Origin of the sequence: Bradyrhizobium sp. HKCCYLRH3059, assembly GCF_051168035.1 — a bacterium.
In the GTDB taxonomy this organism is placed as follows: domain Bacteria; phylum Pseudomonadota; class Alphaproteobacteria; order Rhizobiales; family Xanthobacteraceae; genus Bradyrhizobium.
This window is the reverse complement of the sequence record NZ_JBNPUF010000007.1, coordinates 165,396-185,241: the sequence shown is the minus strand read 5'-3', so window position 1 is coordinate 185,241 and position 19,846 is coordinate 165,396. Positions and strand designations below refer to the sequence as shown.

The 19,846-nt window shown below is 66.5% G+C and carries 17 protein-coding genes; 8 read left to right on the top strand and 9 right to left on the bottom strand.

Annotated features, from left to right (window positions below):
- The first annotated feature begins 448 nt into the window (after positions 1-448).
- The 3 genes from ACQR13_RS22430 to ACQR13_RS22420 all read left to right on the top strand — a co-directional run bounded on the left by ACQR13_RS22430 (position 449) and on the right by ACQR13_RS22420 (position 2,623).
- The gene (locus ACQR13_RS22430; protein ID WP_316186981.1) at positions 449-1,141 is read left to right on the top strand and encodes a PilZ domain-containing protein; all 693 of its coding nucleotides are present in this window, start codon (positions 449-451) and stop codon (positions 1,139-1,141) included.
- A 176-nt stretch (positions 1,142-1,317) separates the two neighbouring features.
- Positions 1,318-1,473, top strand: coding sequence for a hypothetical protein (locus ACQR13_RS22425; RefSeq protein WP_316201824.1), 156 nt, complete (start codon positions 1,318-1,320; stop codon positions 1,471-1,473).
- Positions 1,474-1,693: 220 nt separating this feature from the next.
- On the top strand, positions 1,694-2,623 hold the full coding sequence (locus tag ACQR13_RS22420; protein ID WP_315768730.1) for an aspartyl/asparaginyl beta-hydroxylase domain-containing protein: 930 nt from the start codon (positions 1,694-1,696) through the stop codon (positions 2,621-2,623).
- A gap of 81 nt (positions 2,624-2,704) precedes the next feature.
- Here the strand turns inward: ACQR13_RS22420 and ACQR13_RS22415 are convergent, their stop codons facing one another.
- The 4 genes from ACQR13_RS22415 to galE form a co-directional block, all read right to left on the bottom strand.
- Positions 2,705-3,220 (bottom strand): hypothetical protein, encoded by a 516-nt coding sequence (locus tag ACQR13_RS22415; RefSeq protein WP_315712857.1) that lies wholly within the window; start codon positions 3,218-3,220, stop codon positions 2,705-2,707.
- A 1,533-nt stretch (positions 3,221-4,753) separates the two neighbouring features.
- Positions 4,754-5,455, bottom strand: coding sequence for a fumarylacetoacetate hydrolase family protein (locus ACQR13_RS22410; RefSeq protein WP_434863248.1), 702 nt, complete (start codon positions 5,453-5,455; stop codon positions 4,754-4,756).
- 33 nt (positions 5,456-5,488) lie between these two features.
- Positions 5,489-7,294: an ABC transporter ATP-binding protein gene (locus ACQR13_RS22405; RefSeq protein ID WP_315753285.1), complete on the bottom strand. Its 1,806-nt coding sequence runs from the start codon at positions 7,292-7,294 to the stop codon at positions 5,489-5,491.
- Between the two features lie 102 nt (positions 7,295-7,396).
- A complete protein-coding gene (gene galE / locus ACQR13_RS22400; RefSeq protein WP_315753283.1) occupies positions 7,397-8,410 on the bottom strand; it encodes a UDP-glucose 4-epimerase GalE in 1,014 nt (337 codons plus the stop codon).
- Positions 8,411-8,539: 129 nt separating this feature from the next.
- Here galE and ACQR13_RS22395 point away from each other — a divergent pair, with 129 nt between their 5' ends.
- A complete protein-coding gene (locus ACQR13_RS22395; RefSeq protein ID WP_315753281.1) occupies positions 8,540-9,586 on the top strand; it encodes a glycosyltransferase family 4 protein in 1,047 nt (348 codons plus the stop codon).
- Here the strand turns inward: ACQR13_RS22395 and ACQR13_RS22390 are convergent.
- From ACQR13_RS22390 to waaF, 3 genes are all read right to left on the bottom strand, one after another.
- Positions 9,568-10,095: a D-glycero-alpha-D-manno-heptose-1,7-bisphosphate 7-phosphatase gene (locus ACQR13_RS22390; RefSeq protein WP_434863247.1), complete on the bottom strand. Its 528-nt coding sequence runs from the start codon at positions 10,093-10,095 to the stop codon at positions 9,568-9,570. The genes ACQR13_RS22395 and ACQR13_RS22390 overlap by 19 nt on opposite strands.
- Complete coding sequence (locus tag ACQR13_RS22385; protein ID WP_434863304.1) at positions 10,096-10,635, bottom strand: D-sedoheptulose 7-phosphate isomerase; 540 nt, start codon at positions 10,633-10,635, stop codon at positions 10,096-10,098. It lies immediately after the preceding gene.
- A 63-nt stretch (positions 10,636-10,698) separates the two neighbouring features.
- A complete protein-coding gene (waaF, locus tag ACQR13_RS22380; protein ID WP_434863246.1) occupies positions 10,699-11,811 on the bottom strand; it encodes a lipopolysaccharide heptosyltransferase II in 1,113 nt (370 codons plus the stop codon).
- A gap of 148 nt (positions 11,812-11,959) precedes the next feature.
- Here waaF and rfaD point away from each other — a divergent pair, with 148 nt between their 5' ends.
- The 4 genes from rfaD to ACQR13_RS22360 are packed head-to-tail and all read left to right on the top strand — an operon-like array spanning position 11,960 to position 17,641.
- On the top strand, positions 11,960-12,940 hold the full coding sequence (rfaD, locus tag ACQR13_RS22375; RefSeq protein WP_315768713.1) for an ADP-glyceromanno-heptose 6-epimerase: 981 nt from the start codon (positions 11,960-11,962) through the stop codon (positions 12,938-12,940).
- 38 nt (positions 12,941-12,978) lie between these two features.
- Positions 12,979-14,451: a D-glycero-beta-D-manno-heptose-7-phosphate kinase gene (rfaE1, locus tag ACQR13_RS22370; RefSeq protein WP_316166172.1), complete on the top strand. Its 1,473-nt coding sequence runs from the start codon at positions 12,979-12,981 to the stop codon at positions 14,449-14,451.
- The gene (locus ACQR13_RS22365; RefSeq protein WP_315753270.1) at positions 14,448-15,731 is read left to right on the top strand and encodes an O-antigen ligase family protein; all 1,284 of its coding nucleotides are present in this window, start codon (positions 14,448-14,450) and stop codon (positions 15,729-15,731) included. The genes rfaE1 and ACQR13_RS22365 overlap by 4 nt, the downstream gene beginning before the upstream one ends.
- Positions 15,728-17,641, top strand: a complete 1,914-nt coding sequence (locus tag ACQR13_RS22360; protein ID WP_315753268.1) for a polysaccharide biosynthesis protein — start codon at positions 15,728-15,730, stop codon at positions 17,639-17,641. The genes ACQR13_RS22365 and ACQR13_RS22360 overlap by 4 nt, the downstream gene beginning before the upstream one ends.
- A gap of 4 nt (positions 17,642-17,645) precedes the next feature.
- On the opposite strand, the gene ACQR13_RS22355 is transcribed toward ACQR13_RS22360, so the two are convergent.
- Both ACQR13_RS22355 and ACQR13_RS22350 read right to left on the bottom strand, forming a co-directional pair.
- Positions 17,646-18,647, bottom strand: coding sequence for a glycosyl transferase (locus tag ACQR13_RS22355; RefSeq protein ID WP_315825084.1), 1,002 nt, complete (start codon positions 18,645-18,647; stop codon positions 17,646-17,648).
- A complete protein-coding gene (locus tag ACQR13_RS22350) occupies positions 18,644-19,801 on the bottom strand; it encodes a glycosyltransferase family 4 protein (protein ID WP_316225665.1) in 1,158 nt (385 codons plus the stop codon). The genes ACQR13_RS22355 and ACQR13_RS22350 overlap by 4 nt, the downstream gene beginning before the upstream one ends.
- Between the last annotated feature and the right edge of the window lie 45 nt (positions 19,802-19,846).

Below are 19,846 nucleotides of genomic sequence, written 5' to 3'. Positions count from 1 at the left end.
CGCGCTGATAGTTGCTCACCAGATTGAATGAAATTGTGAGTTGCATCCGCGCCTCGGTGGTCGCGCGTTAGGATGAATCATTGACTAATCACGTTGGACGCGAACGCACGCTCATCGTGAGACGGTGTGCGTCGTGGCGCGATGGCGCCGCGGCTGATGCGATCAGCCGCTCGTGCCCGGACGAACAAGTGCCGCGCCGCACCGTAATCCGACGGGCCGACATTTTTAGAAAGCAGAAACGGGTTGGACATACGATTCCGTTGAGCGGGATTTCCGTCTCGGATTCAGATTTCCTCAACAATTTGCGCGCACGGTCCGGGCATGGCGGCTTTGCCCAATTCGATTTAGTTCGACCGAAAATGCACGTAGAAATTGTAACAGGCATATCGTGCCGCGGCGTGGGCCGGGCCATCGTCGGGGACAGCATGGGGTCGGGGGGAGACGTGCAATGTCGGTTGCTCGATTCCTGAAGCAGCGCGCGGTCAGGATTCAGACGGTCGGGTCCTACACGCTTCCGAACTGGTATTCCCCGGAAGGACGGCTGCGATCCTTCGCCTGCCGCACCACGCGGGTGTCGCCGTTCCGCGCGCTGCTCGAGGTGCCCGTGGTCGGCAAGGTCGGCGATCGCCTGACCTCGTATTTCCGCGACTTCGGCAAGTTCGAAGGCGAGATCAGCGACACCGTGCATGGCGGCTTTCTGCTCGAGCTGGAGATGACGCGCGCCGAGCGCGCCAAGCTCGCCGAGAAGCTGGTCTGGCTGGAGAAGAAGCAGAAGGATCCGTCGATCCGCGATTCCCGCCGCGATGCGCGCTTCGTGCCGAACTCGCCGCATTCGGCGCTGACGCTCGCCGACGGCAGCTGCATCCCGTGCTTCGTGATCGATGCCTCGATGTCGGGCGCCGCGGTCTCGGCGGAGATCCAGCCGGAGATCGGCACGCCGCTGGCGGTGGGCAGTTGCATCGGCCGTGTCATCAGGCATTTCCCCGACGGCTTCGCCGTCCGCTTCGTCGACCAGTTGCCAGGCGCCAACGAGCTCGAACGGCGGGTCATCACGCCGCCGGTGCGCCCGATGCGGCGGAAGCTCGTGGTCCACGGCGATGACCGCCTGATCGGGGCGCCGGAGGACTTCTTCCTGGTGTGACGGCGGCGCTCCCGCGGCGCTCGACGGCGGCCGCTCCGGCCTGCGCGGTTTCGCGTATGGAGCGGCGGCAGGAATCGCGGCATGGGAACCGGCGGCCGTCCGCACGGTTAACGCGATGTTAATCGGCATCGTGACAGCTTGCGCGTGCCGGGTGCATTGCCAGGAGGACCAGTCCCATGGAGGCCCAGAAGACCGCGGTGGATGCCATCGTCGTCCTGACTGGCTGCGACCGCGACGCGGTGGTCGCCTTCATCCGCCGCATGTATCTGGCCGGCGTCCGGGACCCCAAGCGGCTGACCTTCAAGGGCCTGCAGGAGCTGACGCGGGCTTAGCGGGATCGCGTGCCGGGGCCGGCGGCTGTTGCAGCCGGGTCACGCCGCAGAACTTTCAACCCCGATTCCCGTTCACAACCCCCGTGCGAAGGGATGCGGCCGATCGCGCTTGCGGCTAAATTGAGGCCCTTGGCCGGCATCAGAGCACCCCTTCGATCTCGCCCAGAAGGCGACACATCTGCGCAACACGCTCTGAGCGGCCGGATCATGGGTCCCGGACATGCTCAGACAGCTCTTCGCGCCACAGCTCATCGGCCTCTACATCCTGATCGGGGCCACCATCTACGTCCACTTCCGCGGCAAGCAGCGGCTGCGCTTCGCCCGCCAGCTCGGCGACCACTCCACCTATCTCGCCCCCTACAATGTGCTGATGTATGCCGGCTCGGCTGTGCCCAACACGCCGGTGATCCCGGTGGAGCAGTTTCCCGAGTTGAAGAAGCTCACCGATAACTGGCAGACCATCCGCGAGGAGGCGGTACGCCTGTTCGACGAGGGCTTCATCCGCGCCGCCGCCGCCAACAACGACTGGGGCTTCTACTCGTTCTTCAAGAGCGGCTGGAAGCGCTTCTATCTGAAATGGTACGACGACTTCCTACCGTCGGCGCGTACGCTGTGTCCGAAGACGGTCGAGCTTTTGAACTCCATCCCGAACGTGCATGGCGCGATGTTCGCGATGCTGCCGCCCGGCGGCAAGCTCGGCGCCCACCGCGATCCCTTCGCCGGCTCGCTGCGCTATCACTTGGGGCTCGTCACGCCGAACTCCGACAAGTGCCGCATCCTGGTCGACGGCGTGCCCTGCGTCTGGCGCGACGGCGAAGCCTTCATGTTCGACGAGACCTTCATCCACAGCGCCGAGAACGCCACCGACGTCAACCGCATCATCCTGTTCTGCGACGTCGAGCGCCCGATGAAGCTCGGCTTCATCGCCGCCATCAACCGCTGGGTCAGCCACCACATCGTCAAGGCCTCGGCGACGCAGAACGTCGACGGCGAGCACGTCGGCGTGCTGAACAAGGTGTTCGGCAAGCTGTATGAGCTTCATCTGGCCACGCGGAAGGTGAAGGCGTGGAACAGGACGGTGTATTATGCGGCGAAGTACACGTTGACGGTGGCGATCGTCGGCGCCATCGTGGTGTCGGCGTTTCGGTGATGGACGGAGTAGGGCGGATTAGCGGAGCGTAATCCGCCATATTCTCCGACGCATGGCGGGTTACTCCTCCGCGACCAACTGTTAGGACCAAATTTCCTCAAGCCGGCCGCGCAGTTCACGAAACTGCTCTTCGGGTAAGCATGCAGCCACCTCGACCAAAAGGCTAACTAATGCGCCGGGATTGTCTTTTGATTTCATATTTAAAAGTGGCAACGCCCGTCTCTTTCGCTCCACATTAATTCTCGCCATCGCACTCGGCGTTTTGCCATATTCGGCAAGGAATGCGAGAAGCGCTGAATGAACTTCCGTGTGCAGCGGATTCTGGGGATCGACGATATCAAACCAGCTCTGCAACTGGGCCTCTGTACGCCGGCCGTCACTATCTTCGGCCGACGCTAAATACTTTTTGGCGTCGATATCCTGATAGCCGATGAACTTCGACGGTCCAAAATGCCACTGTCCATTTTCGTCTTTGTCAGCGTACCACGCACGTGCATACGCAAGACGGGCTTGAAGATCTGGGCTGCGCTTCAGCTCTGTTTCGAATTTCCTAATGTTGGCTTTTGCCTGTGAAGGATTAGCCACAATCTTTAACATTTTCGATCTCCGTCGACAACATCGTGTTGTTCATGAAGTTCACGAATAAGATGAACAAAGATCAGCCGCGTGTCAAGAGGCACTGCGCGGCCCAGGTCCCCTGCGCGGCGAAACTCGGTCTTGCAAGAATTTGCTTAAGTTGTTCGCGGAACGGCCGACTGTACCTGCGGCTAAGGCGCGGCAGACGGCGATATCCGGGTTCTATCTCTCGTGTGTCGTTCCGCTAACGCGGGCTACTCAATGCCTGCTTCGCGGGCATGACGACACGAGCGCAAAGTGTACGGCAGGCCACCTAGGCCATTGGTCGGGGCCGCTCTCTCCCGCACGTCATTCCGTGGCATTCGTGCCGGCATGACGAAAGCCATGGCGGCGCGAATGAGCCCGGAATCCATAGCCACGAACGGCCATGAGGCGGCGACGTGTCGTCGCTCGAACCGCGTCCTGTACCACCATCGTGAGTATGGATTCCGGGCTCGCGGTCGGCGTCACAGCTTCGCTGCGGCGCCTCGCCGCGTCCCGGAATAACAGGCGGGATGACCCGACGGGCAAATCAATTCGTTTTTACGGAACAGTGTCAATCCCTTCCGAAAAACATAAACAGCTTTGCGGCGCCCCCAAATCAGCACTACTATCCCGCCCATCCTGTTGCACGGTAGGGGACGGTTCGCGGTCGTCACGGACGTTGGCAGCGGGGAGCGGTGGACGCGGGGCGGCGGTGTGTGATGAGCACGGACGAACGTTTGCCTCGCGGACGGTGAAGGCGTGTGGTTCTGATACTCCGACGCTAGTATCAACGTTGCGACAAAGCTTCGCTTTGCGCAGCGGATGGTGGCCAGAAAGCCCGGTGCACCAGGAAGAGCGCGCTATAGCCTGTTAAAACCATCGCGCGGGGAAGGCCGGGTGTGTTCGGCCAGACCTGTGGTGACTGCCGCCTGCTTTTTTTCTGCAGGCGGGCCACGGGCGCGGCCAGCGCCCGGCCTTCCCTGCGCCCTCCATCTGGAGAGGGCGGGAATTGGAGCATCACTCGGGCGCGGGAGCGTCGCGAGAGCGTGAGTGCTCGTCTCTTCCTTGATGCTGTTTGAGATTGTGGATCAGTGTTGCCGCTCGGCCGGTGCCCACCCTCCCCTGGAGGGGGAGGGTCGCTCGCGCGCGAAGCGGGCGAGCGGGGTGGGGTGATCTCTCCACGCGCACCGGTGCCAGAGGAGAGATCACCCCACCCCGCCTCACGTGTCGCTTCGCTCCTCGTGAGGCGACCCTCCCCCTCCAGGGGAGGGTGAACCAGTCCTCGGCTGCGATTGGGCTTCAATGAAGGAAAGCCGTTCAGGGCGCGGACTGCGTCGCGAGAGCGTGGATGCTCGTCTCAGCCTGAACGCTGTTTGAGATTGTGGATCAGATGATGTCGCAAAGCAGGTCTGACCCTCCCCCTCCAGGGGAGGGTGACCTCGGTGCCTGGCTGCGATCGGGCGCCAGACCGAAAAAAGCCGCGCAGAGCGCGGCCTTTTTGGAAGTGTTGCGAGGGACCGTGGGCGCCGCTTACGCCGCCGCCGGCCCGATCGAGACCTTCAGCGTGCCCACGCCGTCGACGCCGCATTCGATCTTGTCGCCCGGAACGACCGCCGCGACGCCGGCGGGCGTGCCGGTCATGATGATGTCGCCGGCGGCGAGCTCGACCTGCTGGGAGAGCTTCCAGATGATCTCCGGCACGTTCCAGATCAGCTCGGAGAGGTCGCCGGTCTGGCGCTCGGTGCCGTTGACCGACAGCCAGATCTTGCCCTTCGACGGGTGGCCGATCTTGGCCGCGGGCACCACCGACGAGCAGGGCGCGGAATGGTCGAACGACTTGCCGACCTCCCAGGGGCGCTGCATCTTGCGGGAGGCGAGCTGCAGGTCGCGGCGGGTGAGGTCGATGCCGACGGCGTAGCCGTAGATGTGGTCGAGCGCCTTGTCGGTCGGAATGTTGAGGCCGCCGCTCTTCAGCGCGACCACCAGCTCGACCTCGTGATGCATGTCCTTGGTCAGCGACGGGTAGGGGATCACGGCGCCGTCCGGCTCCAGCATGTCGGCATGCTTGGCGAAGAAGAACGGCGGGTCGCGCTCGTCATTGCCCATCTCGCGGATGTGCTCGAGATAGTTGCGGCCGACGCACCAGATGCGGCGGACCGGAAAGACGCCGGCTTCGCCGACAACGGGAAGCGAAGGCTGCGGGAAGGCCGGGATGACGGTGGAGGCGCTCATGAAATGGATCTCGGGTGCGGTGAAATAAGCGGGTCAGGACGTCGCGGTCATGGGGATGACGTTCGGCCCCATGTCGCGCTGTTGCAGGCGGAAGAACGAAGCATAGCGGCCGCCACGGCGCAACAGATCGTCATGCCGGCCGCGCTCGACGATCTCGCCGGCCTCGACCACCAGGATGGCGTCGGCGTTCATGATGGTGTGCAGGCGATGCGCGATGACGATGGTGGTGCGGTTCTGGCAGAGATGCTCGATCGCCTCCTGCACCTGGCGCTCGGATTCGGAATCCAGCGCCGCGGTGGCCTCGTCGAGCAGGATGATCGGCGCGTTGCGGATCAGCGCGCGGGCGACCGCGATGCGCTGGCGCTGGCCGCCGGAGAGCTGGGTGCCGTGCTCGCCGACCGGCGTGTCGTAGCCGAGCGGGAAGCTCATGATGAAGTCGTGCGCGCAGGCCGCCTTCGCCGCCTCGATGATCTCGGCCTCGGTCGCGCCCGGCTTGCCGAAGGCGATGTTGGCGCGGATGCTATCGCGGAACAGGTAGACGTCCTGGCCGACATAGGCGGTCTGCTCGCGCAAGCTGCGCCGCGACACCTGCGCGATCGACTGGCCGTCGATCAGGATGTCGCCCGCGGTCGCCTCGTAGAACCGCAGCAGCAGCGCCAGCACCGTCGACTTGCCGCCGCCGGACGGGCCGACCAGCGCGGTGACCTTGCCGGGCTCGGCCGTGAAGCTCATGCGGTTGAGCACCGGTTCGTTGTCGCGATAGGCGAAGGAGACGTCGCGCAGCTCGATCTTCGCCTGCGTCAGCTTCAGCGCCGGCTTGTCGTCGTCGGGCTGCTCGCTGGCGGGGCTGTCGACCACTTCGAGCAGCATGCGGGCGCCGACGAGCTGGCTGTTGAGATCGATGTTGAGCCGCGCCAGCCGCTTGGCCGGCTCGGTCGCCATCAGGAAGGCGGTCATGAAGGAGAAGAACTGGCCGGGCGTGGCGTTGAGCGCGACCACGGCATAGCCGCCATACATCAGGCAGCCGGCGACCGCGAAGCCGCCGAGCATCTCCATCAGCGGGTTGGAGCGGTTGGAGACGCGGGCCATCTTGTTGGCGTTGCGCTCGACCACCGCGATGTTCTCGTCGATGCGCGCGCGCATCGCGTCCTCGAGCGTGAACGCCTTGACGGTGCGGATGCCCTGCAGCGATTCCTGCATGGTCTCCAGGATGTCGGCATTGCCGGTGAACTGGCTGTGGGCGAGGCCCTTGATGCGCTTGACCAGCTTGCGCAGCACCAGCATGGCCGGCGGCACGACGACGAGGCCGAGCAGCGACATCCAGGGGTCCTGCGCGACCATCACGGCGATCATGCTGATCAAGAGCAGCAGGTCGCGGCCGATCGCGTTGATCAGCATGGTCAGGACGTCGGTGATGGACTTGGCGCCGGCGGTGAGGCGTGCCAGGAACTCCGACGAGTGCCGCTCGGAGAAGAAGCCGATGCTCTCGCTCATCAGCTTCGCGAACAGCGCGCGCTGGTTGTTGGCGAGGATCGCGTTCGAGATCTTCGACAGGATCACCGCATAGCCGTAGGTCGAGACGCCCTTGACGAACAGCAGCAGCACGGTGACGCCGGAGAGCACCGCGATGCCGGGGATGCTCTTGTCGACATAGGCCTTGTTGATGACCTGGCCGAGGATGTAGGCGGCGCCGGCGCTGGCGCCGGCCGAGACCGCCATCAGCGCGAAGGCGGTGAGATAGCGGCGCCAGTAGAGGATGCCCTGTTCCATCACGAGGCGGCGGATCAGGATCGCGGCGCCATAGGGATCGTCGGTGATCTTCTTCGGAAATTCGGCCATTCTGGTCCCTGGCCGCCGGGACAAATCGCCGGGCGGACAGCAGTGCTTGCCCGCTCGGGGCGGCTTTTTCAAGCCCCCCGGCGTCCGGCTAAGTCGTTGATTCTAGGCCGAGGCCCGCTGCAGCGTGCCGCTGTGGCGTTCCAGGAACAGTTTCTCCTCCCAGGCCAGCGCATGGGCGGCGATCGTTTCCAGATCGTCATAGATCGGCGTCCAGTCGAGCAGCGCCTTCAGACGGCTGGTGTCGGCGACCATGCTCATGATGTCGCCGGGGCGCCGCGGCGCGTATTGGACGGGAATGGCGCGGCCGGAGACGCGCCGGACGGCCTCGATGGTCTCGAGCACGGAATAGCCGCGGCCGTACCCACAATTCAGCGTGACCGAGCTGCCGCCGGCGCGCAGATAGGCCAGCGCGGAGCGGTGCACCTGGGCGAGATCGCAGACATGGATGAAATCGCGGATGCAGGTGCCGTCGGGGGTCGGATAATCCGTGCCGTAGACGTCGATCTTGGCGCGCTGGCCGGTGGCGACCTCCATCGCGATCTTCATCAGGTGCGTCGCCCCGACGGTGGCAAGCCCGGCTCGTCCGAACGGATCGGCGCCGGCGACGTTGAAGTAGCGCAGCACCACGTAGTTGAGGTCATGTGCCGAGGCCACGTCGTGCAGTATGATCTCGGCCATCAGCTTCGAGGTGCCGTAGGGCGAGGTCGGACGGGTCGGCGCGCTCTCGGGCACCGGCACCTCGTTCGGATTGCCGTAGACGGCCGCGGTCGAGGAGAACACGAAGCGGCTGACGCCGCGCTTGACCGCCGCATTCAACAGGCTGCGCGTGGTCATGGTGTTGTTGCGGTAGTAGAGCAGCGGATCGCGCACCGATTCCGGCACCACGACCGAGCCCGCCAGATGGATGATGCTGTCGACGCCGTGCTGGCCGATGACGCCGTCGACGAGATTTTCATCGCCGGCATCGCCGATGAACAGCGGCACGCCGTCGGGCACGAAGGCGGAAAAGCCGCTCGAAAGGTTGTCGATCACCACGACGCTTTCGCCGGCTTCCGCCAGCGCGAGCACCATGTGGCTGCCGATATAGCCGGCGCCGCCGGTCACGAGCACGGTCATTGTTTGACGCGATCCCTGTTTGTTTCCGGCAGACTAACGCCCGCGAAATGAACGACCTGTTGCGTGCATAGCGAACTGGCGGCGATGCTTAATGTTGCGTATAGGGAACCGCTGCAATTGGAGTTGAGTGTGCAAGCCGAGCCGTTTTCCGCCGCAGATCTCGACGTGATCGTGCCCAACCTGCACCGGCGCTATTCCGGCGTGACCGCGACCAACCGGATGGTGGCGCCGAAGCTGGCGAGGCTGGTGCGCGCGGCGTGGCTCGGCTCCTACGCGCCCGAAGGGATCGCGCGGATGCGCGCGAGCGATCTGTTCAAATTGTGGGGCCGGCGGCGGCCGCTGATCTGGCATGCCCGCCGCAACGACGAGATGATCGTCGGCGTGATCATGCGGGCGCTCGGCTGGCCGTTGAAGCTGGTGTTCACCTCGGCCGCGCAGCGCCATCACAGCTGGATCACGCGCTGGCTGATCCGCCGCATGGACGCGATCATCGCGACCAGCGACATCTCGGCGTCCTATCTGAAACGCGAAGCGACGGTGGTGACGCATGGCGTCGACACCGACGTGTATTCCCCGCCGGCGGATCGCGCCGCGGCCTTCGCCGAGAGCGGACTGCCGGGCAAATATGCCATCGGCTGCTTCGGCCGCGTCCGCGCGCAGAAGGGCAGCGACGTGTTCGTCGCGGCGATGTGCCGGCTGCTGCCGCGTTTTCCGGATTTTTCCGCGGTGCTGGTCGGCGCCGTGACGCCCGAGCAGATGCCGTTCGCGAGCGAGTTGAAGAAGCAGATCGCCGCCGCGGGCCTGGAGCAGCGCATCATCATCACCGGCGAGCTCGACATCGCCGACGTGCAGCGCTGGTACCAGCGTCTCACGATCTACGCCTTCACCTCGCGCAACGAAGGTTTTGGTCTCACGCTGATCGAGGCGATGGCGGCAGGAGCGGCGCTGGTCGCGGCGCGCGCCGGCGCGGCGGAGATCGTGGTCGAGGATGGCGTCACAGGCGTGCTGGTCCCGCCCGGCGACGTCGATGCGCTGGTCGCAGCGCTCGAGCCGTTGATGCGGGATCCGGATGCCGCACTGGCGATGGGCGCGCGGGCGCGGCAGCGGGTGGTGGAGAGGTTCAGCCTCGAGGCCGAGGCCGACAAGATCGCAGCCGTCTATCGCGAACTGGTCTGAGCGATGATGTCGGCGACGAACGCATCGAGATCGCCGCCGGCGAACAGGAAGCCGGGCAGGCCGGCGGCTTCGGCCGCCGCGATGTCCGAGGCGCGGTCGCCGATCACGAAGCTGCCCTCGCGCCTGACGGGCCAGTGCTGCATCAGGTCGAGGATCATGCCCGGCGCCGGCTTGCGCCAGGGATGCTCGCGCAGATAGCGCTCGACGGAGCCTTCGGTGTGGTAGGGGCAGTAGCGGACGTCGTCGATGACAGCCCCCTGCGCCGCGAGCTCGGCCCGCATCCAGTCGTGCAGGCCCGTGACGTCATCCTCCGAGAACAGCCCGCGCGCCACGCCGGACTGGTTGGTGAACAGGAACACGTGATAGCCGGAGTCGTTGAGCCGCCGGATCGCCTGCGCCACGTTCGGCATCCAGCGGATGCGATCGGGCGAGCCGATGTAGTTGTCGTCGTGATTGATGACGCCGTCGCGGTCGAGAAACGCCGCCGGCTTGAGCTGAGCGGTCGTCATCTAGCCCTCGTCCTGCATCAGCGCCGCTTCGATCATCTCGCAGATGCCATGCGCCGTCGCGAGATGGATCTGCTGGATCAGCGGCGTGTCGTCGCTCGGCGCCACCAGCAGTTCGTCACACAATTCGCCCATCGCGAGGCCCTTGGCGCCGGTGAAGCCGACCGTGACCAGTCCGCGCTCGCGCGCCTTGCGCAGCGCGTTGAGGATGCTCGGCGAGCGGCCGGAGGTCGAGATCGCCAGCAGCACGTCGCCCGGTGTACCGAGCCCTTCGACCTGGCGGGCGAAGACGTGATCGAAGCCGTAGTCGTTGCCGATCGCGGTCAGCGCCGAGGTATCGGTCGTCAGCGCGATCGCGGCATAGGCGGGCCGCTCCTGCCTGTAGCGGCCGACGATCTCGGCGGCGATGTGCTGCGCGTCCGCCGCGCTGCCGCCATTGCCGACGATCAGCAGCTTGTGGCCGCGACGCAGCGCAGAGATGATTTTCGTTGCGATCCGCCCGGCGCTGGCGAGCATCGCGGCATCGTCGGCCGCGCGTTCCATGGCGGCGCGGGAGCGGGCGAGATGGTTGGCGATCGGGTTGAGGGCGCGGGTCACGCGGGCGGCTCAGGTTACGTCAGGGCCGGTGTATGGGGCGCGGTGTCGCTTCGCAAGCTGGTGCACGACCGGTATTGCCGCGTCGGCAAGGACCTGCTGGGCGATGGCGGCGACATCGGTCGCCGGAATGTCGCGCATGCAGCGGTGGTCGTTCATCCGGCAGACCGGCCGGTGGCAGGGCTGGCAGGGGATATGAGTCCTGGTCTGGACCGTCGCCGCGAGGCCGTTCAGCGGCGCCCAATGGTATGGGCTGGTCGGACCGAAGATGCCCATGGTCGGCGTCCCCAGCGCCGCGGCGATGTGCATGAGCCCCGAATCATTGGAGATGGCGACGCTGGCCGTCGCCATGGCCAGGATACCGTTGCGCAGGTCGGTTCCGGTGAGGTCGCGGACGTCCGGGCCGCCGGCGGCGACGATCTCGGCGGCGAGCGCCTTCTCGCCGGGGCCGCCGACCACCCAGACGTCGAGGCCGGCCCCGCGCAGCAGCCGGGCCGCCTCGCCGTAATAGGGCCAGCGCTTGGCGGCACCCACCGATCCCGGTGCCAGCGCCACGGCCGGGCGGTTCCCCAGGCCATTGGCCTCGCGCCAGCGCGCGACGTCCTCCGGCGGCACCCGCAGCTGCGGGACCGGCCATTCCGGCGGCAGGGGCGCCCCGTCGGGCAGCGCCAGCGCGGCATTCTTGTCGATGAAGCGGGGCAGCGCCTTCTCGCCCCAGCGCCAGCGGTTGAGCAGGCCGAAGCGGACCTCGCCGACGAAGCCCACCCGCTCGGGGATGCCGGCCAGCGCCGGTGCCAGCGCCGATTTCCAGGTCCGCGGCATCACCAGGGCGGTCCGATAGCGACGTTCGCGCAACATCGCGGCGAGCTGCCATTGCCGGCCGAGCGCCAGCCGGCTGCGCGGCAGATCCCAGACGATGCCGGAGCGGACCCCGGGCATGTAATCGACCAGCGGCGCGCACAGCGACGTCACCAGCAGGTCGACCGGCCGATTCGGCCAGCGCTCCTTGAGCACCCGCACCACGGTGTGGCCGCGCACGAAATCGCCGATCCACATATAGGGGATGATCAGGATCGGGCTGGTGTCCGCCGCGTCCACCTCGACCTTGGCCGAATTCGAATTCATTCTTTGTCTGCCTAGCTCAGGCGCGCTGGTAGCCGCTCGGCCGCCGCAGGTAAAGTGGGCCGAGCGGGCCGTCACCAAAGCGCTTACACTTTGCCGCCGCATGCGCTACGCGAGGGCCGGGGTTTTCGGGATCAGGACGGGTTGCGGAATGTTGCTGGTGACCGGCGGCGCCGGGTTTATCGGATCGAATCTGGTCGCGGCGCTGAACGACGCCGGCCGGACCGATGTCGTGGTCTGTGACACGCTCGGCAGCGAGGGCAAGTGGCGCAACCTGGCCAAGCGGCAGCTGGCCGACGTCGTGCCGCCTTCCGATCTGGACGTCTGGCTGAAGGGGCGCCGGCTCGAGGCCGTCCTGCACATGGGCGCGATCTCCGCGACCACGGTGGTCGACGGCGATCTCGTGATGGAGCGCAACTTCCGCAGTTCCTTGCGCCTGCTCGACTGGTGTACGGCCAACACCACGCCGTTCATCTACGCCTCGTCGGCGGCGACCTATGGCGACGGCGCGCAGGGCTTCGTCGATGAGCCGTCGCTGGCGGCGCTGAAGACGTTGCGGCCGATGAATCTCTATGGCTGGAGCAAGCATCTGTTCGACATGGCGGTGGCCGCGCGCGCCGAGCGCGGCGAGAGGCTGCCGCCGCAATATGCCGGGTTGAAGTTCTTCAACGTGTTCGGTCCCAACGAGTACCACAAGGGATCGATGATGAGCGTGCTGACCCGCCGCTTCGACGACATCAAGGCCGGACACACGCTGCAACTGTTCAAGTCGCACCGCGAAGGCATCGCCGACGGCGACCAGCGCCGCGACTTCATCCATGTCGACGACGTCGTCCGCGTGATGCTGTGGCTGTTGGCCTCTCCCTCCGTCTCGGGCCTGTTCAACGTCGGCACGGGCCAGGCGCGCAGCTTCAAGGACATGATGCTGGCGGCCTATGCTACGCTCGGTGCGACGCCGCGGATCGAGTACATCGACATGCCCGAAGCGATTCGCGGCAGCTACCAGTATTTCACCCAGAGCAAGGTCGACCGGCTGTTGGCGGCCGGCTACAACGGCGGCTTCACGTCGCTCGAGGATGCGGTCGCTGGCTATATCCGGAACTATCTCGATTCCGCCGACCGCTTCCGCTAGACGATCTGGTTCCGACCATTGCACCGAGACTGCCGCTGATGTTCGACTTTGACGATCTCTCGCAAGCGATCGCCCGCCAGACGGTGCTGTGCATCGGCGACCTGATGCTGGACGAGTTCGTCTATGGCGAGGTGTCGCGGATTTCCCCCGAGGCGCCGGCGCCGGTCATCGCGGTCCAGCGAAGCGAGACCACTATCGGCGGTGCCGGCAACGTCGCGCGCAACATCGCCGCGCTCGGCGCCCGCTGCATCTTCGTCGGTCTCGTCGGGCAGGATGCGGCCGGCGACCAGCTGGAGGCCGAGCTCGCCAAGGAGGGTGGCATCGAGAGCGTGCTTGTCCGTGATCCTTCGCGGCCGACGACGCGCAAGGTGCGCTTCGTCTCCGAGCATTTCTCCACCCACATGCTCCGCGCCGACTGGGAGCGCGCCGCACCGGCGGCCGGCGAGATCGAGCAGAAGCTGATCGAGGCCATCCTGCCGCTGATCGCGCGGGCCGATATCGTGCTGCTGTCGGACTACGCCAAGGGCGTGCTCACGGCGCGCGTGTTGCGCAACGTGATCGACGCGACGCGCAAGGCCGGCAAGCGCGTCATCGTCGATCCCAAGAGCGCGAATCTCGCGATCTATCGCGGCGCGAGCGTGCTGACGCCGAACCGCAAGGAGTTTTCGGAAGCGACCCGCAGCCGCGCCGAGACCGAACAGGAGATCGCCGCGGCCGCGCAGGATGCGATCTATCTCGCGGACTGCGAGGCGATCCTGGTGACGCAGAGCGAGCGCGGCATGACGCTGGTCCCGCGCGAGGGCGATCCGATTCACGTGCCGGCCTATCCCGTGAAGGTGCGCGACGTCTCCGGCGCCGGCGACACGGTTGTTGCGGTGCTTGCCGCGACGCTCGCGGCCGGCGCCGCCTGGGCGGATGCGTTGCGGATGGCGAGCGCCGCGGCGGCGGTGGCCGTCAGCAAGCACGGCACCGCCAGCGTGACATCGGCCGAGCTGCGCCGAAAGATCCTGCCGCATGCCTATCGTGCCGCTGAGGAGAAGATCATCGAGAGCGATGACGAGCTCGCCGCCCGCGTCGAGGTCTGGCGGGGAGAGGGCCTGCGCGTGGGCTTTACCAATGGCTGCTTCGACATTCTGCATCCCGGCCACGTCAAGGTGCTGACCGCGGCGCGCGCCGCCTGCGACCGGCTCGTGGTCGGGCTGAACAGCGATGCCTCCGTCAAGCGGCTGAAGGGCGAAAGCCGGCCCGTGCAGGACGAGCGCGCGCGCGCCGAGGTCCTGGCCGCGCTCGAGGCGGTGGACCTCGTCGCCATCTTCGCCGAGGACACGCCGCTCCGCTTGATCGAGCTGGTCCGGCCGAGCGTCCTGGTCAAGGGCGGCGACTATACGCGCGAGCAGGTGGTGGGGCATGAGGTCGTCGAGGCCGGCGGCGGCGAGGTGATCCTGATCGACATCCTGAAAGGGCACAGCACGACCGCGCTGGTCGATCGCGCCCGGAGCGAGGCGCGATGAGCGCGCTGGCAGGTCATCCCGGCCCGGCGCTGCTGGCGCGCCGCTGGCGCGATCCGGCGGCGTGGCGGACGACGGTCGATGTCGTGGCGATTCTGCTGGCGGCCTCGCTGCCGTGGTCGACCTCGCTGGTGTCGATCCTCGGCGTCGTCATGCTGATCACGATGGTGCCGTTTCTCGATGTCGAGCGTCTGCTGCAGGTCCTGAAGCGGCCGATCGCGCTGGCGCCGATCGCGCTGTTCCTGCTGGCGCTGGTGGGAACGCTGTGGTCGGACGTCGCATGGGGCGCGCGGTTCTACGCGGTGGGACCTGCGGCCAAGCTTCTGGTGCTGCCCGCGCTGCTCTACCATTTCCAGCGGTCGGAGCGCGGCCTGTGGGTCTTCACCGCGTTTCTCGCCTCCTGCGTGCTGATGGTCGTGGTGTCGACCGCGGTCGCGTTCAATCCTGCGCTCGCGCTCAAGGCCAATGCCGATCGCGGCATCTTCGTGAAGAACTACATCGACCAGGGCCAGGAGTTCTCGCTCTGCGCCGTGGCGCTGGCCTATCCGATCGCCCAGTTGCTGCGCGCCCGCCGCTTCCTTCCGGCCGGCCTGCTCACTGCGATCATGATCGCGTTCCTCGCCAACATGATCTTCATCGTTGTCTCGCGTACCGCGCTGGTGACGATCCCGATCCTGCTTGCGGTGTTCGGGCTGATCCACCTGAAATGGCGTGCCAACCTGCTGATCGCGGCCGTTGCCCTTGCGCTGGGCCTCGCGGCATGGACCGTGTCCCCGCAATTGCAGGGCAAGGTGGCGACGTTCACGAGCCAATATCAGGACTACAGGAACGATCGCGCGGTGACGTCGATCGGCGAGCGGCTCGAGTTCTGGCGCAAGTCGTTGCGGTTCCTGGCCGACGCGCCGCTGATCGGGCACGGCTCGGGCTCGACGCGTCATCTGTTCGAGCTGGCCGCGAGCGGGTCGCGCGACCTCTCCTCGAGCCAGGTCGTCAGCAATCCGCACAATCAGACGCTCTACGTGGCGGTCCAATGGGGGGCGCTCGGGATCGTGATTCTCTACGCGATGTGGGCCGTGCACCTTCTGTTGTTCCGCGGCGACGGGCTGGTGCCCTGGATCGGGCTGCTCGTCGTCGTGCAGAACATCTTCACCTCGCTGTTCAATTCCCACATCTTCGATTTCCACGAGGGGTGGATGTACGTGATCGGCGTCGGCGTGGCCGGCGGAATGGTGTGGCGATCGCGGACGCCGCCTGATGCTGGGCAGGGGACGCTCGAACCATGACGCGTCCGTCTCAACTGACCTACCGGAATATGCTGATCGCCGCGCATGACCTCCTGGTCAGCGTCGTCGCGCTGTTCGCGGCGTTCTATATCCGCTTCGAAGGCGCCAGCACCTTCTGGGAGCGGGTGCCGCTGCTCTTGCAGATCCTGCCGTACTTCATCGCCTTCAGCTTCGTCGTCTTCTACTTCTCGAGCCTTCTGACGACGAAGTGGCGGTTCATCTCGCTGCCGGACGCGCTGAACATCGTCCGAGTCGCGACCGTGCTGACGCTGGCGCTGCTGGTTCTCGACTACATCATCGTTGCGCCGAACGTCCGCGGCACCTTCTTCTTCGGCAAGCTCACGATCATTCTCTACTGGTTCCTGGAGATCTTTGCGCTGAGCGCGCTGCGTTTCGCCTATCGCTACTTCCGCTACACGCGGGTGCGACGGCACGCGCGGTCCGAGGACGCTGCCCCCGCGCTCCTGATCGGCCGTGCTGCCGACGCCGAGGTCGTGCTGCGCGGCATCGAGAGCGGCGCGGTCAAGCGGATCTGGCCGATCGGCATTCTCTCGCCATCGGCCGCCGACCGGGGGCAGTTGATCCGCGGCGTGCCGGTGCTGGGCGGCATCGACGATGTCGAGGATGTCGCGGCCGACTTCGCCCGCCGCGACCGGCCGATCGCGCGCGCCCTGATGATGCCGACGGCGTTCGATCCGGACTGTCATCCGGAAACCTTCCTGATGCGGGCGCGCCGGTTGCGCCTGATCGTGAGCCGCCTGCCGTCGCTGGAGAGCGGCGATGCGCCGAGGCTCGCGCCGGTCGCGGTCGAGGACCTCCTGCTGCGGCCGAGCGAGAAGATCGATTACGGACGTCTCGAAGCGCTGGTGCGTGGCAAGGCGGTGGTCGTCACCGGCGGCGGCGGCTCGATCGGGGCCGAGATCTGCCAGCGCGTCGTGGCATTCGGCGCGGCGCGGCTGCTCATTCTGGAGAATTCCGAGCCGGCGCTCTACGCGATCACCGAGGTGCTCGCGGCCGATCCCGAGGCTGCCGTCGCCGTCGAGGGGCGCATCGCCGACATCCGCGATCGCGACCGGGTGTTCGCGCTGATCGGCGAGTTCAAGCCGGATCTGGTCTTCCATGCCGCCGCCCTGAAGCATGTGCCGATCCTCGAGCGCGACTGGAGCGAGGGCGTCAAGACCAACATCTTCGGCTCGATCAACGTGGCCGATGCCGCGGTGGCCTCAGGGGCCGAGGCCATGGTGATGATCTCGACCGACAAGGCGATCGAGCCGGTGTCGATGCTCGGCCTCACCAAGCGCTTCGCCGAAATGTACTGCCAGGCGCTCGATCGCCAGCTCGCCGACCGGCCGACGGGACGGCCGCCGATGCGGCTGATCTCGGTGCGCTTCGGCAACGTTTTGGCGTCGAACGGCTCGGTGGTGCCGAAGTTCAAGGCCCAGATCGAGGCGGGCGGTCCTGTCACGGTGACACACCCGGACATGGTGCGCTATTTCATGACCATCCGCGAGGCCTGCGATCTCGTGATCACCGCGGCCTCGCATGCGCTGGCGCCGCAGCGCCCGGACGTCTCGGTCTATGTGCTGAACATGGGCCAGCCGGTCCGTATCGTCGAACTGGCCGAACGCATGATTCGCCTGTCCGGCCTGCAGCCGGGCTACGACGTCGAGATCGTGTTCACGGGCATCCGGCCCGGCGAGCGCCTCAACGAGATCCTGTTTGCGAGCGAGGAGCCGCCGGTCGAGATCGGTGTCGCCGGCATCATGGCCGCCAACCCGAACGAGCCGCCGATGCCGACGCTGAAGGCCTGGATCGCGGCGCTCGATCAGGCGATCGCGCGCAATGATCCGGTGACGATCAAGTCGGTGCTGAAGGATGCGGTGCCGGAATTCGGCTCGAGCGCGGCCTGAGTCTTCAATGGCGCCGCCGCGAGAAGCGGCTCAGCACCCAGGTGACGGCGCCGAGACCGAAGACGAGCAGGATGGCGTCGGCCGTCATGGAACGCTGCGCGACCGAGATGGCTGCGAGCGTCGCAAGCACGACGTTGAGGATGAACACCTCGCTGACGACGCGCCAGACGGTGAAGCCGTTATCGGTGGCCTGTTGATAGAAATGCGTGCGGTGCGCCGCCCAGAACGGCTCGCGCTGTGCCATCCGTCGCAACAGGGTGAAAGTGGCGTCGATCAGATAATACAGCGGCAGCAGCAGCGCCGCTGCGACGTCGCCCTGCCAGGCAAGATGGAGCAGGCCCCAGCCGAGCAGCAGCCCGATCGGCAGGCTGCCGACATCCCCGAGAAAGACCTTTGCGACGGGACGGTTGAAGGGCGCAAAGCCGAGCATGGCGCCACCCAGCGCCGCAGCGATGGCGGTCGCCGGCCAGGGCAGTTCACCGGAGAGGCCAAACAGGACGAGCGTCGCCGTGATCGGCACTGCCTCGGCCACGGTCATCAAATCGAGCCCGTCCATGAAGTTGACGAGGTTGACGAACCACAGGCCGGCGATCAGCAGCAGCGTGCGCTCGACCGCCAGCGGGATCGGAAACAGCCTGAGATCGTCAGGCGCGGTGAATACGACGAGGCCGACGGCCAATCCCTGCAGGACCAGGCGCGGCAGCACCGGGATCGGCCTGATGTCGTCGATCAGGCCGACCAGCGCCAGCATCGGCACGGCGATGAACAGCATCAGCAGCGGCGCGAAACCGGCCACGGAGGCGAACGCGCCGCCGACAACGATCGTGGCGCCGATCACGGCAATGCCGGCCCCCTGCGGCGTCGGGATCTTGTGCGACGAGCGCGCATTCGGCCGCGCCAGCGCGTAGCGTTGGAGCACTGGACGCAACAGCACGATCAGGATGGCGCACATCGCGGCCGCGAGCACGGCGATGGCGGCAAGGACCGCGGTGGGATCGGCGATCATCCGCAGACCTCTGCGGCCGAGATGAGGCGATCATAGAGCGCCACCACCGAACGGCCAATGATCCTGGCCGAGAGCTTGTCCTCGACCAGTTGACGGGCCGCCGCGCCATAACGTGCGCGCATCTCGGGCGACGCCGCCAGCTGCGCCATCGCCTGCGCGAGCGCCGCCGCATCCTCGACCGGCACGGCGAGTCCGGTCTGGTCGTGGATCGCAATCTCGCGGCAGCCGGGTGCATTGGTGGAGATCAGCGGCCGGGCGCAGGCGGCGGCCTCCAGCAGGCTGACCGGAAGTCCTTCGCGATGCGACGGCAGCACGGCCACGTGGCAGCGGCGCCAGAGCTCGGTGATGTCCTTGATCTGGCCGAGCAGGGTGATGCCGGGTTCCTTCCGCCAGGCCTCGACCTCCTCGGCCGAGACCGAGGCAGGATTGGCCGGATCAGGCGAGCCGGCGATCAGCAACTGGTCGTCGCGGCCCTGCTGGCGCAGCATGCGGTGCGCAGCGACCAGGGCGCGGACGCCCTTGTCGGTCAGCAGCCGTCCTGCGAAGCCGAAGGTGATCGGCCCGTCCGGTTCTGGCAGCGGCTGGAAGCGGTCGGTGTCGACGCCCGAGCCCGGGATCAGCGTGATCTTGTCGCCCCGGACGCCCATGGCTTGAAGCGCCTCGCGATCGTCGGGATTCTGGACCAGCACGCAGCTCGGTGTCCGGTTCATGAGCTGCGGCAGCAGCCACAGCAGGCCCTGCTTGAGCAGACGCGAGCGCCAGCTCGCCGATGTGAACACATAGCCGAGGCCGGTCATGGCGTTGACGACCGGAGTGGTGCGTCCAAGCGCGGCGAGCGAGCCGAGCACGCTCGACTGCAATCCGGAATGATGCACCACGTCGGGGCTGATCGCAGCCTCGACGGCGCGGATCGCGCGGATCGTGGGCAGGGCTGATGACGGCGACAGCCCGCCGCGTTGGAACGGGATCGGATGCAGCACGAACCGCTCGGCGGCGATCGCGGCGGCGCCGGCATTGACGTTGGTCGCGACATGCACCTCGTAGCCGGCCTCGCGCGCCGCGCGCGCCATCGGCAGGCGATGCATCAGGAAGGCGTAATCCTCGTTGGCCACGTAGAGCAGGCGGCGCGGCGAAGCGGAGCGGGGCGGGGGCATCAAACTCACGGTGTAGGATGGTCGAAGCGCCGTATAGGGCAAGAG

Bases quoted from the DNA above. Each gene is read 5' to 3' on its own strand.
- ACQR13_RS22360 (WP_315753268.1), top strand. From the start codon at position 15,728: ATGACGCGTCCGTCTCAACTGACCTACCGGAATATGCTGATCGCCGCG.
- ACQR13_RS22365 (WP_315753270.1), top strand. From the start codon at position 14,448: ATGAGCGCGCTGGCAGGTCATCCCGGCCCGGCGCTGCTGGCGCGCCGC.
- ACQR13_RS22405 (WP_315753285.1), bottom strand. From the start codon at position 7,294: ATGGCCGAATTTCCGAAGAAGATCACCGACGATCCCTATGGCGCCGCG.
- ACQR13_RS22350 (WP_316225665.1), bottom strand. From the start codon at position 19,801: ATGCCCCCGCCCCGCTCCGCTTCGCCGCGCCGCCTGCTCTACGTGGCC.
- ACQR13_RS22390 (WP_434863247.1), bottom strand. From the start codon at position 10,095: ATGACGACCGCTCAGCTCAAGCCGGCGGCGTTTCTCGACCGCGACGGC.
- ACQR13_RS22430 (WP_316186981.1), top strand. From the start codon at position 449: ATGTCGGTTGCTCGATTCCTGAAGCAGCGCGCGGTCAGGATTCAGACG.
- ACQR13_RS22425 (WP_316201824.1), top strand. From the start codon at position 1,318: ATGGAGGCCCAGAAGACCGCGGTGGATGCCATCGTCGTCCTGACTGGC.
- rfaE1 (WP_316166172.1), top strand. From the start codon at position 12,979: ATGTTCGACTTTGACGATCTCTCGCAAGCGATCGCCCGCCAGACGGTG.
- galE (WP_315753283.1), bottom strand. From the start codon at position 8,410: ATGACCGTGCTCGTGACCGGCGGCGCCGGCTATATCGGCAGCCACATG.
- ACQR13_RS22415 (WP_315712857.1), bottom strand. From the start codon at position 3,220: ATGTTAAAGATTGTGGCTAATCCTTCACAGGCAAAAGCCAACATTAGG.
- rfaD (WP_315768713.1), top strand. From the start codon at position 11,960: ATGTTGCTGGTGACCGGCGGCGCCGGGTTTATCGGATCGAATCTGGTC.
- ACQR13_RS22355 (WP_315825084.1), bottom strand. From the start codon at position 18,647: ATGATCGCCGATCCCACCGCGGTCCTTGCCGCCATCGCCGTGCTCGCG.
- ACQR13_RS22420 (WP_315768730.1), top strand. From the start codon at position 1,694: ATGCTCAGACAGCTCTTCGCGCCACAGCTCATCGGCCTCTACATCCTG.
- ACQR13_RS22410 (WP_434863248.1), bottom strand. From the start codon at position 5,455: ATGAGCGCCTCCACCGTCATCCCGGCCTTCCCGCAGCCTTCGCTTCCC.
- waaF (WP_434863246.1), bottom strand. From the start codon at position 11,811: ATGAATTCGAATTCGGCCAAGGTCGAGGTGGACGCGGCGGACACCAGC.
- ACQR13_RS22385 (WP_434863304.1), bottom strand. From the start codon at position 10,635: ATGGAACGCGCGGCCGACGATGCCGCGATGCTCGCCAGCGCCGGGCGG.